This window comes from Nonomuraea sp. NPDC050478 (genome assembly GCF_044458265.1).
Taxonomy (GTDB): Bacteria; Actinomycetota; Actinomycetes; order Streptosporangiales; family Streptosporangiaceae; genus Nonomuraea; species Nonomuraea ferruginea.
Genome location: NZ_JBITHT010000006.1, coordinates 80,320 through 94,455 on the forward strand (window position 1 = coordinate 80,320; position 14,136 = coordinate 94,455).

General features: G+C 70.5%; 14 protein-coding genes. 6 read left to right on the forward strand and 8 right to left on the reverse strand.

Translation table 11 applies throughout. The annotated features are described in order from the left end of the window. The first annotated feature begins 34 nt into the window (after positions 1 to 34). The 4 genes from ACIBF7_RS29410 (at position 35) to ACIBF7_RS29425 (ending at position 3,618) form a co-directional block, all read left to right on the forward strand. Positions 35 to 313, forward strand: coding sequence for a hypothetical protein (locus tag ACIBF7_RS29410; RefSeq protein WP_271278056.1), 279 nt, complete (start codon positions 35 to 37; stop codon positions 311 to 313). 405 nt (positions 314 to 718) lie between these two features. Then, the gene (locus ACIBF7_RS29415) at positions 719 to 1,696 is read left to right on the forward strand and encodes a mechanosensitive ion channel family protein (RefSeq protein WP_271278055.1); all 978 of its coding nucleotides are present in this window, start codon (positions 719 to 721) and stop codon (positions 1,694 to 1,696) included. Positions 1,697 to 1,711: 15 nt separating this feature from the next. Further along, the gene (locus ACIBF7_RS29420) at positions 1,712 to 2,092 is read left to right on the forward strand and encodes a globin (protein ID WP_364237451.1); all 381 of its coding nucleotides are present in this window, start codon (positions 1,712 to 1,714) and stop codon (positions 2,090 to 2,092) included. Positions 2,093 to 2,097: 5 nt separating this feature from the next. Then, positions 2,098 to 3,618: a glycoside hydrolase family 13 protein gene (locus ACIBF7_RS29425; RefSeq protein ID WP_271278054.1), complete on the forward strand. Its 1,521-nt coding sequence runs from the start codon at positions 2,098 to 2,100 to the stop codon at positions 3,616 to 3,618. Here the strand turns inward: ACIBF7_RS29425 and ACIBF7_RS29430 are convergent. Both ACIBF7_RS29430 and ACIBF7_RS29435 read right to left on the reverse strand, forming a co-directional pair. Further along, complete coding sequence (locus ACIBF7_RS29430; RefSeq protein ID WP_271278053.1) at positions 3,611 to 4,792, reverse strand: MFS transporter; 1,182 nt, start codon at positions 4,790 to 4,792, stop codon at positions 3,611 to 3,613. The genes ACIBF7_RS29425 and ACIBF7_RS29430 overlap by 8 nt on opposite strands. Next, complete coding sequence (locus tag ACIBF7_RS29435) at positions 4,789 to 5,163, reverse strand: thioesterase family protein (protein ID WP_246640532.1); 375 nt, start codon at positions 5,161 to 5,163, stop codon at positions 4,789 to 4,791. Before ACIBF7_RS29435 ends, ACIBF7_RS29430 begins: the two co-directional genes overlap by 4 nt. A gap of 151 nt (positions 5,164 to 5,314) precedes the next feature. On the opposite strand from ACIBF7_RS29435, the gene ACIBF7_RS29440 reads away from it, so the two are divergent. After that, on the forward strand, positions 5,315 to 6,220 hold the full coding sequence (locus ACIBF7_RS29440; RefSeq protein ID WP_148029891.1) for an SDR family oxidoreductase: 906 nt from the start codon (positions 5,315 to 5,317) through the stop codon (positions 6,218 to 6,220). Here ACIBF7_RS29440 and ACIBF7_RS29445 read toward each other — a convergent pair. Beyond that, positions 6,207 to 6,809: a TetR/AcrR family transcriptional regulator gene (locus tag ACIBF7_RS29445; RefSeq protein ID WP_148029890.1), complete on the reverse strand. Its 603-nt coding sequence runs from the start codon at positions 6,807 to 6,809 to the stop codon at positions 6,207 to 6,209. The two genes, ACIBF7_RS29440 and ACIBF7_RS29445, sit on opposite strands and share 14 nt — an antisense overlap. Positions 6,810 to 6,913: 104 nt before the next feature. Here ACIBF7_RS29445 and ACIBF7_RS29450 point away from each other — a divergent pair, with 104 nt between their 5' ends. Further along, on the forward strand, positions 6,914 to 8,068 hold the full coding sequence (locus ACIBF7_RS29450) for an acyl-CoA dehydrogenase family protein (protein ID WP_148029889.1): 1,155 nt from the start codon (positions 6,914 to 6,916) through the stop codon (positions 8,066 to 8,068). Between the two features lie 43 nt (positions 8,069 to 8,111). On the opposite strand, the gene ACIBF7_RS29455 is transcribed toward ACIBF7_RS29450, so the two are convergent. The 5 genes from ACIBF7_RS29455 to ACIBF7_RS29475 all read right to left on the reverse strand — a co-directional run bounded on the left by ACIBF7_RS29455 (position 8,112) and on the right by ACIBF7_RS29475 (position 13,271). Further along, entirely contained in the window at positions 8,112 to 9,242 is a 1,131-nt protein-coding gene (locus ACIBF7_RS29455; protein ID WP_148029888.1) for a thiolase C-terminal domain-containing protein, read from the reverse strand. Further along, positions 9,239 to 9,640 carry a Zn-ribbon domain-containing OB-fold protein gene (locus ACIBF7_RS29460; protein WP_148029887.1) on the reverse strand — a complete coding sequence of 134 codons (402 nt, stop codon included), beginning with the start codon at positions 9,638 to 9,640 and terminating at the stop codon, positions 9,239 to 9,241. The genes ACIBF7_RS29455 and ACIBF7_RS29460 overlap by 4 nt, the downstream gene beginning before the upstream one ends. A 56-nt stretch (positions 9,641 to 9,696) precedes the next feature. Beyond that, positions 9,697 to 10,206 (reverse strand): VOC family protein, encoded by a 510-nt coding sequence (locus ACIBF7_RS29465; RefSeq protein ID WP_364237443.1) that lies wholly within the window; start codon positions 10,204 to 10,206, stop codon positions 9,697 to 9,699. Positions 10,207 to 10,326: 120 nt separating this feature from the next. Next, positions 10,327 to 11,991, reverse strand: a complete 1,665-nt coding sequence (ettA, locus tag ACIBF7_RS29470; RefSeq protein ID WP_219546977.1) for an energy-dependent translational throttle protein EttA — start codon at positions 11,989 to 11,991, stop codon at positions 10,327 to 10,329. Positions 11,992 to 12,077: 86 nt separating this feature from the next. Then, entirely contained in the window at positions 12,078 to 13,271 is a 1,194-nt protein-coding gene (locus ACIBF7_RS29475) for a GGDEF domain-containing protein (RefSeq protein WP_246640523.1), read from the reverse strand. Positions 13,272 to 14,136: the final 865 nt, after the last annotated feature.

Below are 14,136 nucleotides of genomic sequence, written 5' to 3' on the forward strand. Positions count from 1 at the left end.
TGGCCCACCGCAACGATTCGAGGGAGGACGAAAGGTGGGGGACGACAACTTCGGGCATCTTGAGCGCCTGGTGTCGGAGCTCGACGCCCGCGGATTGCTCGCGCGAGTGGTCCGGACCCAGAGCGGCAGGCTCTTCGTCAGGGTCATCAATCCGAAGGCGACGAGCCTGTCCGAGAACGTCACCTGTCGCGTCGCGACCGACATTCCCGACTGGTGGTACTGCTGGTCCTGGGGGGAACGGCTGCACACCGTCGACGACCCGGCTGGTGCGGCGACCAAGGTCGCCCGCGTGCTCGCCGCGGTGGGAGAGTGACCGGGCGGTGAACCGGGTGGAGCGCAGCCACCGCGGCTCACCGTCATCACCGCGGCTCCACGGAGCCGGCGGGACGGCCGGTGCGGAGAGCCGCGCGCCAGCGCGGACTCTGGCCGTCCCGCCGGTTCCCGTCACTCTGCGTAATAACCGAGACCCGCTTTTCGGCCTGGCCGGAAAGCGTTCGGGGACCCCTCCCCGGAAACGGCACGGGACACGCTTCCGGGTGCGTGACCCGTCCGAGCCGACCGTCATCGGAGCGTCAGGTTCCTCCCTCCGCGGCCCAGGGCCTGATGACCCCGTCTTCCCCGGCGTGATGTGACGGCGGCCGGTTCGACCGGCGGTAAATTTGGGGCGTATCCGGCCTCGTACCGCCGGTCGAATCGTTTTCCGGAGGAGGACCCTTCAGTGTTCCTGCTGTCGCCGCCATCGCCCGAACCGACCACGTCCATGGTCCCGGACCTCGACAAGGTGGGCACCAAGATGGCGGAGATCTGCGAGGGGGACACACTCCTCTGCTCAGTGCTGGCCGGCTGGATGGACAACGCGAGCTGGGCGCCGCTGGTGGCCAGCATGATCACGATCGTGCTGATTTTGATCATCGGCTTCCTGGTCCGCAACGTCGTCAACCGCGTCATCACGCGGGTCATCAACCGGGCCGCGACCCGCCCGGTCGGACGCTTCCGCAAGGGCACGGTCACGGCCGGCGTGGACGCCCTGCTGCACGAGCGCCGCAAGCAGCGGGCCGAGACCATGGGCTCGGTGCTCAGGCACATCGCCACCATCGTCATCATCGGCACGACCCTGCTGACCGTGCTGGACCGGCTGACGATCCCCATCGCGCCGCTGCTCACCAGCGTCGGCATCCTCGGCGTGGCCATCGGCTTCGGCGCCCAGGAGCTGGTCAAGGACTTCATCGCGGGCATGTTCATGCTGCTGGAGGACCAGTACGGGGTGGGTGACGTGATCGACGCGGGCGCCGCCATCGGCACCGTCGAGGCGGTCACCCTGCGCGTCACCCGGCTGCGCGACGAGGACGGCCGGGTGTGGTACGTGCGCAACGGCACCATCACCCGCGTCGGCAACGAGTCGCAGGGCTGGTCGCGCGCCTACGTGGACGTGCCGGTCCCCTACGACAGCGACATCACCACCGTGCGGGTGGTGCTGGAGAACGTCGCCGAGGAGATGTGGGCCGACGCCGAGCTGCGCGAGGCGGCCGTCGTGGAGCCCCCGCAGGTGTTCGGCGTGGAGCAGCTCTCCGACAGCAGCATGGTCTTCCGCCTGTCGGCCAAGACGCTGCCGGCCAGGCAGGAAGAGGTGGCGCGGGAGCTGCGGCTGCGGGTCAAGGCGGCGCTCGACGCGGCGGACATTGCGATGGTCGGCTGAGCATAGGCTGGGGTCGTGACTGAAACCTCCTTCTACGAGGCCGTCGGGGGCGAGGAGACGTTCCGGCGGCTCGTGCGCCGTTTCTACGAAGGGGTGGCGGAAGATCCCCTGCTGCGCCCGATGTATCCCGAGGCCGACCTCGCCGGCGCGGAGGAGCGGCTGCGCATGTTCCTCGTCCAATACTGGGGCGGCCCCGGCACCTACAGCCAGCAGCGCGGGCACCCGAGGCTGCGGATGCGCCACGTGCCGTTCGTGATCGGCCGGCAGGAGCGCGACGCCTGGCTCAAGCACATGCGTGACGCCGTCGACGACCTCGGCCTGACCGAGGAGCAGGAGAGCCGGCTCTGGACCTATCTGGTCAACGCCGCCCACAGCCTGGTGAACTCTCCGACGTAGCGGGCATGACACGCCACATGGACATCCCCTGGTGGCGTGATGCCGTCGTCTATGAGATCTACGTCCGCAGCTTCGCCGACGCCTCCGGAGACGGCGTCGGCGATCTCGCGGGGATACGTGAACGCCTGCCCTACCTGAGAGACCTGGGGGTCGACGCCGTCTGGCTGACCCCCTTCTACCCCTCCCCCATGGCCGACGGCGGCTACGACGTGGCCGACTACCGCGGCGTCGACCCGCTGTTCGGCACACTGGCCGACTTCGACGCGCTGGTGGCCGACGCGCACGCGCTCGGCCTGCGGGTGCTGGTGGACGTCGTGCCCAACCACAGCTCCTCCGAGCATCCCTGGTTCCAGGCCGCGCTGCGGGGCGAGGGCCGCGACCGTTACATCTTCCGCGACCGGCCCAACAACTGGCAGTCCACCTTCAGCGGCCCGGCCTGGACCCAGGTGGACGACGGGTCGTGGTACCTCCACCTGTTCGCGCCCGAGCAGCCGGACTTCAACTGGCGCAACCCCGAGGTCCGGGAGGAGTTCCTGGACATCCTGCGGTTCTGGCTGGACAAGGGCGTCGACGGGTTCCGCATCGACGTGGCGATGGGGCTGTTCAAGGCGGAGGACCTGCCGGACGTGCGCGACCAGTCGTTCATGTCCAAGTCCCCGGTCTGGGGTCAGCCGGAGGTCCACGACGTCTACCGCGACTGGCGGGCGCTGCTCGACACCTACCCGGACGAGCGGATGGCGGTGGGCGAGGTGTGGACCGACACGCTGGAGGACCTGGCGCTGTACGTGCGCCCGGACGAGCTCCACCAGAGCTTCAACTTCGCCTGGCTGCAGGCGCCCTGGTCGGCGACCGCGTTCAGGAAGGTGATCGACGACACGGTGGCGACGGTCCCGTTCGCCACCTGGGTGCTGTCCAACCACGACGTGGTACGCCACCGCACCCGTTACGGCACGGCCGACCCCGGCACCGGCATGGCGCGGGCGCGGGCCGCTCTCCTGGCGACACTTGCCCTCCCCGGGTCGGCATATCTCTACCAAGGGGAGGAACTCGGACTCCCTGAGGTAGAGAATCTTCCTCCGGAGGCGCGGCAGGACCCGGTCTTCAAGCGCTCGAAGGGCGAGCTGCCGGGCCGCGACGGCTGCCGCGTGCCGATCCCGTGGTCCGCTCGGGGCGACTCGTACGGGTTCTCGCCCGAGGGGGTGAAGCCGTGGCTGCCGCAGCCCGACGAGTTCGCCGAGCTGAGCGTGGCCCGGCAGACCGGCGATCCCGGTTCGATGCTGGAGTTCTACCGGCGCGCCCTGGCCTGCCGGCGGGAGCTGGCCCGGACCGTACCGTACGGGCTGGAATGGCTGGAGTCGTCCGAGGACGTGCTCGTGTTCGCGCGCGGGCCGCTGGTGTGCGCGATCAACTGCGGCACCGAGCCGGCGCCGCTGCCGCCGCACGAGAGCGTGCTGCTGTCCAGCGGCCCGGTCGGCGGCAGCCTGCCGCCCGACACGGCCGTGTGGCTCCGGCGCGCCGTCAGCTAGCCCGGGTGGCGCGCTCGTCGCGGACCGGGATGACCGGTAGCGAGACCAGCGCGCACGCCAGACCCGCGGCGAAGGCCGCCCAGTAGCCCGACTGGGTGATCAGCAGTCCGGCGAGGGGGGTGACGGCCAGCGCCACCGTGTTCTGCACCGTGTTGTGGACGCCGAGCACCCGGCCGGCCGCCGCGGGCCCGGCCAGCTCGCCGGCGGCGAGGTAGGCCAGCCCGTTCCCGGCCACGGTGATCACCGCGGCCAGCGCCAGCATGGCCACGCCCAGCCCGGATCCCGCGTACGTGCCGAGCACCAGCAGGGCGAGGGCGGCGAGCGCGGTGAGGGTGAGCAGCCGCAGCGGCGCCATCCGCAGTCCGGTCACGTCGGACCAGCGGCCCGCCGCGACCCGCGTGGCGGCCCCGGCGACGGCCGCCCCCGCGAACAGCTGCCCGGCCGCCACGCCGTCCCACCCGTACACCTCGACCAGGCAGGCGACCCCGTACGTGCCGACGACGACCTGCGGCACCACGTGCAGCCCGCTCGTGGCGTGCACGCGCCAGAGCGCGGGCTGCCGGTACGGGGACCCGGCGGGCTTCCTGGCGGCCCCGGCGACGGCGTGCGGCGGTTCGGCCAGGAACACGCCCGCCAGCACGGCGGCCAGCAGGCTCACGCCCGCGCAGACCAGCATGACGCCGGAGATGCCGTACGCCCGCGCCACGGGCGGCAGCGTGAACCCGGCCACGGCCATGCCGAGCGTGTACGAGACCTGCCGCACTCCCATGGCCACGCCGCGCTCGGGCGGCTCGAACCAGCGCAGCACGATGCGTCCGCCGCCCACCATCGCGGCGCAGCCCGCCGCCCCGGCCCCGGCGAGCAGCGCGACCACCGCCCAGGCGTTCCCCGCGAAGGAGGCTGCGGCTAAGAGCAGGGCGGCACCGCCGACGCCCAGGCCGAGGATCAGCCGCTCGCCGTACCGGTCGGCCAGCGCGCCCCAGGCGACCAGGGCGAGCAGGATGCCGATGCCGGGCGCGTTGGCGATGATCCCGGCCACCGGCAGGGAGACGCCGAAGTGACGCTGGATGTCGGGGATGACCAGAGGCAGCCCGGCCAGGCCGAGGGTGACGCCGGCGTGCGCGTTGACCCCGAGGGCCAGCATGAGCCAGCGCCGTCGGTGCGGGGCGCTCACGCGAAGCGTTTGAGGTACGCCATCTCGTCCTCGGTGAGCCGGCGCGGTGCCGCCCGCTCGGCGTCGTAGGCCACCAGCTTGGAGGTGGCCGTGACGTACAGCTCGTCGTCGTCGAGGATCTCGTACTTCAGCGTGAAGCGCACCGGGCTGATCTCGGTCACCCACGACTCGACCCGGACCGGCTCCGCGCGGAGGCCGAGCGGCCGCAGGTAGTCGATCTCGTGGCGGGTCACGACCAGGCCCTTGAAGGGGGGTTCGCCCGCCTTGTACGGATCGACGTGGAGCATTCCCCAGCGGGCGTCCTCAAGGTAGTCGAAGAAGCGGACGTTGTTCACATGTCCTTGCGAGTCGATGTCCGCGAATCGCACCATTCGGAGAAAGACGTGCCGTTGCGCCAGGGAGTGTTCAACCACGAGGCAACGGTACCGGTTCGCCGTCAAGACCCCGACAGGGCCTACCATTTCTAGATTTGCTTACTAGAATTTTGTTCGCATCAGTCAGCCGAGGGATCGAGGTGTCGAGATGAGCGGGATCGCCGAGGGCCGCGTGGTGATCGTCACGGGCGCGGCCAGGGGCATCGGCCGGGGGCACGCGCTGGAGTTCGCCCGGCAGGGCGCCAAGGTGGTGGTGAACGACCTGGGCGCCGAGGTGGACGGCACCGGCTCGTCCGGGGCGGCGGCGGAGGTCGTCGCGGAGATCGAGGCCATGGGCGGGGAGGCGATCGTCAACGGCGAGGACGTCGCCGACTTCGACGGCGCCAGGCGGCTGGTCGAGGCCGCCGTCGAGCGCTTCGGCGACCTGCACGTGCTGGTCAACAACGCCGGGATCCTGCGCGACCGGATGCTGTTCAACATGAGCGCCGAGGAGTGGGACGCGGTGGTCCGGGTGCACCTGGGCGGCACGTTCGCCCCGCTGCGCCACGCCGCCGCCTACTGGCGCGAGCAGGCCAAGGCCGGTCGGCCCGTCGACGCCCGGATCATCAACACCACCTCGTCCTCCGGCATCTACGGCAACCCCGGCCAGGGCAACTACGGCGCGGCCAAGGCGGGCATCGCGGGCCTGACCGTGATCGCCGCCAGGGAGCTGGAGCGCTACGGCGTCACGGTCAACGCCATCGCGCCGACCGCGCTGACCCGGATGACCGACGGGATCATCCCGGGCGACGCCGACGCGGACCCCGACGACGTGGCGCCGCTCGTGGTCTGGCTGGGCAGCGCCGAGTCGCGCGGCGTCACCGGCCGGGTGTTCAACGTGCGGGCCGGGCGGATCAGCGTGGCCGAGGGCTGGCACGCGGGCCCGGAGGTGGACAAGGGCTCCCGCTGGGACCCGGCGGAGCTGGGCGCGGTGATCCCGGCGCTGGTGGACAAGGCCGCGCCGAACGCGCTGACCAACGGGAAGATCCCCGGCCGGGAGGCTAGCGGATCCTGAGCGGGTCGAGGCGGCGGATCAGCGTCATCGCCGCCTCGGCCACCTCGCGCGCGTCCTCCTCGGAGTCGCTGGTGGCCACCTCGCGGGCGGCCTCGCCGATGATGCTGGTCAGCACCGTCACGGTGAACCGGTCGAGCGGGTCGCCGCCGGAGCCGAGCAGCACGGCGTTCTGCCGTACCCACTCGCGGTTGCGCGTGCGGCGGATCAGCTCGAAGCCGGGCGGCCCGTCGCCGTCGATGAACAGCCGGACCAGGTCGCGCCGCTCCCACGCGCCGTCGAGGTAGGCGCGGGCGCCGGCGATGAGCAGCTCGACCGGGTCGGTGACGCCCTCCTGCTTGGCCCGCGCCACGCTGGCGCCCGCGGCCTGCTCGTGGGCCGCCTGATGGTCCTCGTAGAGGGCGAGGAACAGCTCGGTCTTGCCGCCGAAGTGGTGGTAGAGGCTGCCGACGCTGGAGCCGGCGCGGGCGACGACCTCGGAGACCCCGGCCTCGGCGAAGCCGTGCTCGCCGAACACCTCCCGCGCCGCCTGGAGCATGCTCTTGCGGGTCTGCGCCGTACGGCTCCATTCCCACGAGGTCTTGCGTGCCATGCGAACATCTTAGAGGCGAGAAATTCTAGAATCATATTCTTGACAGCCTGCCGCACGAGAGCCGAACCTTCTCCTAGAGGTTTGTTCTAGGAAGTGAGGCGGCCGTGGACTTCTCGCTCAGCACCGAGGAACGGCAGATCAGGGACACCGTCCGGGCCTTCGTGGAGAAGGAGATCATGCCGCTGGAGCCGGACGTGCTGCGCAACGAGCGCGCCGGCCACCCCGCGCTCGACCCCGGCGTCACCCAGGAGCTGCGGGACAAGGCGCGCAAGACCGGCCTGTGGGGCATCAACACCCCCGAGGAGTACGGCGGCGCCGCGCTCGGCCCCATCATGTCGGCGATCATCGCCATGGAGGTGGGCCGCACGTTCGTGCCGTTCACCTTCGGCGGCAGCGCCGACAACATCCTGTACGCCGGCACCGACGAGCAGAAGCGCCGCTACCTGATCCCCACCATCGAGGGCGAGCGCCGCTCCTGCTTCGCCATCACCGAGCCGGGCGCGGGCTCCGACGCCCGCAACATCAGCGCCAGGGCCGTACGCGACGGCGCCGAGTGGGTCATCAACGGTGAGAAGACGTTCATCACCGGCGGCAGCGAGGCCGACTTCGTCATGGTGTTCGCCGTCGCCGAGCCGTACGGGGTCACCTGCTTCCTCGTCGACCGCGACATGGGCTGGACGTCCGAGCCGATCCCCACGATGGGCGAGTGGGGGCCCGCGTCGCTGGTGTTCCAGGACGTCCGGGTGCCGGAGGAGAACATCCTGGGCGAGCTGGGCAAGGGCTTCGAGCTGGCCATGCAGTGGATCGGCCAGGGCCGTTACATGATCCCCGCCAGGGCCATCGGCTCGGCCGAGCGGATGCTGGGCATGGCCGTCGAGTACGCGAAGATCCGCAAGTCCATGGGCCAGGCGATCGCCGGATACCAGGCGATCCAGTGGATGATCGCCGACTCGCAGGTGGAGATCGAGGCGGCCAAGTGGCTGACGCTCTACGCGGCCTGGCGCGTCCAGCAGGGCATGGACGCCCGGCACGCCTCCTCGATCGCCAAGCTCAACGGCGCGGTCATGGCGAACCAGGTGGTCGACCGGGTGCTGCAGATCCACGGCGGCATGGGCTACACCAAGGAGCTGCCGATCGAGCGGTGGTACCGCGAGCTGCGGCTGCTGCGCATCTTCGAGGGCACCGACGAGATCCAGCGCCGCACGATCGCGCGCAACCTGATCAAGGGCCACGCCCGGCTCGGCACGATCGGGGAATGACCCCGGCTCAGGAAGCGGCGGTGTACCACCGCTTCCTGAAGCCTCACGGCAGCCGGTTCGACAGCACCAGCGTGGCGGCCGAGGCGAACATGCCGCCGTTCCCCAGCACGACGCTCACCTCCACCCCCGGCACCTGCGCGGCCGCCTCACCGCGCAGCTGCCGCACCGCCTCCTGGATGGCGAACATCCCGTACATCCCGGTATGCGTGTACGACAGGCCGCCGCCGTTCGTGTTCAGGGGCAGCCGGCCGCCGGGTGAGGTGTGACCCTCGGCGATGAACGCGCCGGCCTCGCCCCGCTTGACGAACCCCAGGTCCTCCAGCCCGTAGATCGGCACGTGCGCGAAGGCGTCGTACACCATCAGGTGGTCCACGTCGTCGTGCGAGATGCCCGCCTCGGCGAACGCGGCCTCCCCCGACAGGCGGAACCCCTTGGCCGTGGTGAAGTCCTCCATCTGCGAGATCATCGGCGAGTCCATCGCCTCGCCCGAGCCCAGCAGGTAGACCGGGTCGTCACGCCGGGCCAGGTCCGCGCTCGTGACGACCAGCGCGCCGCCGCCGTCGGTCACCAGGCAGCACTCCAGCAGGTGGAACGGGTAGGCGACGATCCGCGAGGCCAGCACGTCGTCCACCGTGATCAGGTCGCGGTGCATCGCCCGCGGGTTCAGGTGCGCCCAGCGCCGCTGCGCCACCGCGACCTCGGCGAGCTGCTCGTGGGTGAGGCCGAACTCCTTCATGTAGCGCAGCGCCGTCAGCGTGAACGTGGTCGTCGGGCCCATCACCCCGTACGGCATCTCGAACTGGCCCATCAGCGAGTCGGGCGCCATCGAGAACCGCGGCGCCCCGATCCGGGACCGGCCCGACTCGCCATGCGTGATCAGCACCGTACGGCAGAGCCCCGCCCGGATGGCGGCGGCCGCGTGGCGCACGTGGAACAGGAACGACGAGCCGCCGACCCCGGTGCCGTCGAGCCAGGACGGGGTGATGCCCAGCGCGTGGGCGACCTGGATGGGGCCCGGGGTGCCGACGGTGGCGATGCCGTCGATGTCGTCCTTGGTCATGCCCGCGTCGGCCAGCGCGTTGCGCGCGGCCTCCAGGTGGAGCTCCATCGTCGAGTGGCCGGGCAGCCTGCCGACCGCGTCGGTCTCGGCGGCGCCCGCGATCACCGGGTTCACTGGGCACCGCCCGCCGGCTCGAAGAGGGGCACGTGCACCTCGCCACGTTCCTCGAACGTCACCCGCAGCGGCATGTCGAGCTCCAGGTTCTCGGGCGCGGGCTCGACGCCGACCAGGTTCGTCATCATCCGCACCCCCTCCTCCAGCTCCACCACCGCGATCGCGTACGGCCCCTCGAACCCGGGCGCCGGCCGGTGGTTGATCACGTACGAGTAGAGCGTGGCCCTGCCGCTGGCCCGCACCCACTCGACGGAGCCGGAGCCGCAGCGGGGGCAGCTCGGCCGGGGATAGAAGTAGTGACGCTCGCAGGCCAGGCAGCGCTGGATCCTGAGCTCTCCGGCCGCCGTCCCGTCCCAGAAGGGCTGGGTGTCGGGAGTGGGGCGTGGTACGGGCTTCATGGGGCTCCCGCCTCTCGGTTTTAGAACCCCACTCTAGATTTTTCTTCTGCGTTTGCTCAAGGGCTCGGGATCCCGTTCCCGTTCCTGCCCTCGCCGGCCAGCACCTCCTCCAGCGTCGCCCTCGGCCCGTCCGGGCGCGGACCCACCTGGGCGAGCTGGATCAGCACCCCGTGCGCCTCCTTCGGATGCAGAAACACCTCCCGCCAGCGGGGATCCGACAGGTTCAGCCCGTGCAGCCGGTAGCCCTTCCCCCTCAGTCCGGCCACGGCCGCGTCGATGTCGCTCACGTGGAAGTTGAGATGGTGCACGCCGCCCCTGCCCCGGGTCAGCTCGAAGAAGCTGTCGAAGAACGTCGAGCCGGGCAGCGGCTCCATCAGTTCGATCTTGCTCCCGTTGGTGTAGGTGAGCTGCAGGGTCCGGTATCCGGCCTGCCGGTTGTCGCCCCCGCCCCCGAGGTGCCGCCCACCGAGCAGGTCGCGGTAGATGGGCAGCAGGTCCCTGATGCGCGGCGCGGCCACGGCCGTGTGGTCGAAGGCCACCTCGACGCCGTCCAGTTCGAGCTCCACCCGGACTCCTTCCCCTCAGCGAATCTAGAATCTGATTCTAGACATCCCTCGTGCACCCAGGAAACGCGAGATCCCGCACGGAGACGGTCTCCGTGCGGGATCCGGGGTGGAACCACGTGATCAGTCGCGGTGCAGCTTGCGGTAGGTCACCCGGTGCGGGCGGGCCGCGTCGGCGCCCAGCCGATCGATCTTGTTCTTCTCGTAGTCGGCGAAGTTGCCCTCGAACCAGAACCAGTTGGACCCTTCCTCCCACGCCAGGATGTGCGTGGCGATCCGGTCGAGGAACCACCGGTCGTGGGAGGTGATGACGGCGCAGCCAGGGAACTCCAGCAGCGCGTTCTCCAGCGAGGACAGCGTCTCGGTGTCGAGGTCGTTGGTGGGCTCGTCGAGCAGCAGCACGTTGCCGCCCTGCTTGAGGGTCAGCGCCAGGTTGAGCCGGTTGCGCTCGCCGCCGGACAGCACGCCCGCCTTCTTCTGCTGGTCGGGCCCTCTGAACCCGAACGCGGCGATGTAGGCGCGCGACGGCATCTCGACGTTGCCGACCTTGATGTGGTCGAGCCCGTCGGAGACGACCTCCCACACGTTCTTGTTGGGGTCGATGCCGCCCCGGCTCTGGTCGGCGTACGAGATCTTGACGGTGTCGCCGACGGTGATGGCGCCGCCGTCGGGCTGCTCGTCGCCCGTGATCATGCGGAAGAGCGTGGTCTTGCCGACGCCGTTGGGGCCGATGATGCCGACGATGCCGTTACGCGGCAGGTCGAAGGTGAGCTTCTCCATCAGCAGGCGGTCGTCGAAGCCCTTGGTGAGATCCTCCGCCCTGATCACCGTGGTGCCGAGGCGCGGGCCCGGCGGGATCTGGATCTCGTCGAAGTCGAGCTTGCGGTGCTTGTCGGCCTCGGCCGCCATCTCCTCGTAGCGCTGGAGCCGGGCCTTGCTCTTGGTCTGGCGGGCCTTCGGGTTGGACCGGACCCACTCCAGCTCGTCTTCGAGGCGCTTCTTGCGCTTGACGTCCTTCTGGCCCTCGACCCTGAGCCGGGCCGCCTTGGCCTCGAGGTAGGTCGAGTAGTTGCCCTCGTAGGCGTAGGCACGGCCGCGGTCGAGCTCGAGGATCCAGGTCGCGACGTTGTCGAGGAAGTAGCGGTCGTGGGTGACGGCCAGGACGGTGCCGGCGTACTTCTCCAGGTGCTGCTCCAGCCACTGGACGCTCTCGGCGTCGAGGTGGTTGGTCGGCTCGTCGAGCAGCAGCAGGTCGGGCGCCTCCAGCAGCAGCTTGCAGAGGGCCACGCGGCGGCGCTCGCCACCGGACAGCGTCGTCACGTCGGCGTCGGGCGGCGGGCAGCGCAGGGCGTCCATCGCCTGCTCCAGCTGGCTGTCGAGATCCCAGGCGTTGCGATGCTCAAGCTGCTCCTGCAGCTTGCCCATCTCGTCGAGCAGCTCGTCGCTGTAGTCGGTGGCCATCTGCTCGGCGATCTCGTTGTAGCGCTCGAGCATCCGCATCGTCTCGGCGACGCCCTCCTGGACGTTGCCGAGCACGGTCTTCTCCTCGTTGAGAGGCGGCTCCTGCTGGAGCATGCCCACGGTGAAGCCCGGCATCAGCCGCGCCTCGCCGTTGGACGGCTGCTCCAGACCGGCCATCATCCGGAGCAGCGTCGACTTGCCCGTGCCGTTGGGCCCCAGGACACCGATCTTGGCCCCTGGCAGGAACGACAGGGTGACGTCGTCAAGGACAACCTTGTCGCCATGCGCCTTGCGCACGCGCTGAAGCGTATAGATGTACTCCGGCATGGTATCTAGCTTAGGGGCTCCCGCCCGAGCTTCCGAACGCGACGGCGAAGGGCCTTCCTGGCCGGGCCTGCCAGGGGGCCGCGAGGTCAGCCGGCCGGGTCGCCCTGGAGACGGGGCGGGACGGCGGGGACGCAGACGCGGTTTCTGCCCAGCTCCTTGGCCCGGTAGAGGGCCAGGTCGGCGGCCGCCAGGAGCTCGATGAGGTCGTCGCCGTGCTCCGACATCAGGGCGACGCCCGCCGAGACCGTGACCGAGATGACCGCCTCGTCGGCGGGGACGGACATGCGGCCGATCCGGGCACGCAGGCGCTCGGCGACCCGGCGGGCCTCGTGCAGGTCGGCCCCCGGCAGCAGCACGACGAACTCCTCGCCGCCGAAGCGCCCCACCAGGTCGTAGTCGCGCAACTGGCCGCGGAGCACGTCCGCCACGTTGACCAGCACCAGGTCTCCGGCCAGATGCCCGTGGGCGTCGTTGACCCGTTTGAAGTGGTCGATGTCGATGATCAGGAGCGCGAGCGTCTCTCCCGTACGGCGCGCGCGGACGATCTCGGTGTCGGCCTCCCGCTGCCAGGCGGCGGCGTTGAGCAGGCCGGTCTTCGCGTCGGTGCGGGCCGCCGCCTGCAGCTGGGCGTGCAGGAGGCTGCGCTGGAGCAGCACGACCGGGGGGAGGGCCAGCAGCAGCAGGATGGGATGCAGGCCGCACCCGACGGTCACCGTGACGCCGAGGCACAGCTCCACCACGTCCAGCGTGAAGCTCTCCCGGTCCCAGAGCACCGCGCGCCAGCCGAGGTCGGGGTTGGCGGTGTGGGCGGCGATCGCGATCAGGGCGGTGTTGATGAGCGCGAACACCACGGCGGCCAGGATCGCCAGCATGATGGTGGCGCTGTCGCTCCCCGAGAGCGGCCAGGCTTCCGGGGCCAGCCCGTGGAACAGCAGGGACGCCGCGCACCCGGCCAGGCCGATCGCGGCCGCGCTGAACACCCGCCGGTGCAGCACTGCCGCCCGGACCCGCAACTGCAGCAGCGTCTGCAGCACGATCGGCGCGAGCAGCGCGTACACCGGCGGCAGCAGCAGCGCTACGGGCAGCCACCAGGCCGACAGCAGGTCACGCGACACCCCTGCCGGCATGCCGAGCCGTCTGGTGGCCTCGATGCAGACCGCGCCGCAGCCCATCAGCGCCGCGAAGACCATCAGGCTGCGCCAGTGGAAGGGGGTGGTGAGGGCCGTGGCGGCGATCGCGGCCAGGTCGGCGACGACGATCACGCTGATGTAGGCGACCAAGGCCCGGCGTTGGCCGAGAAATGGCCATCGGGAGACCAATGCGGACAGACCGTCACGTCGCTTTATCGAGGTGTGACTGGCCGCCGCCATGTGGTCTCCCCTCCCACTAACGATGTGTAACACAATAGTTGCGGAGTGTGCGGTGCGCGATGGGAAACGATAGCTTTGCCAGAGAAACCGCAGAGGTTATGTGGTTGGCTAGATGTGGACACGGTTCGCTTCCGCGAACAAGCCACTGCGAAGGGAGCACATCATGATGCGGGGCGTCATCTGGACTTGACGACCGCCCTTGCCCTCCACGCGGGCGACCCATCGGCCCCGGCGCTCACCACTCAGCGCGCCACCGATGCCCCCTCCCCCCACCTTCCCGGGGCCCGGTTCGTCCTCCCGCATCCCTCGTGTTCCAGCATCACCCGCGCGACCTCTCGCCAACGCCGAGGTCATCTCATCGACCTCTTCGGGAAACCCCCGGGCTAGGCACCGTGAGGCATGCCCCCGGCCCGCTCATCCCGCCGTAACCCCGGGGGCGCATGCGGAGAGCCGGTGAGATCCCGGCCGGACGCCGCCACCGACTACGCGACATCGGCGCGCCGTTTCGGCACCGGACCTCCTGGTCGGACGCCGGGATCGGCGCGCCACTTCCGGCACCGGACCATCTGACCGGACACCAGGATCGGCGCGCCACCACCAACACCGGACCACCTGACCGGGCACCAGGATCGACGCGCCGTTCCGGCACCGGCCCTCCTGGCGGGACGCCGGAGGCAGCGCGCCACTTCCAGCGCCAGACCACCCGACCGGACACCAGAGACGGCGCGCCACCACCAACACCGGACCACCTGACCGGGCACCAGGATCGACGCGC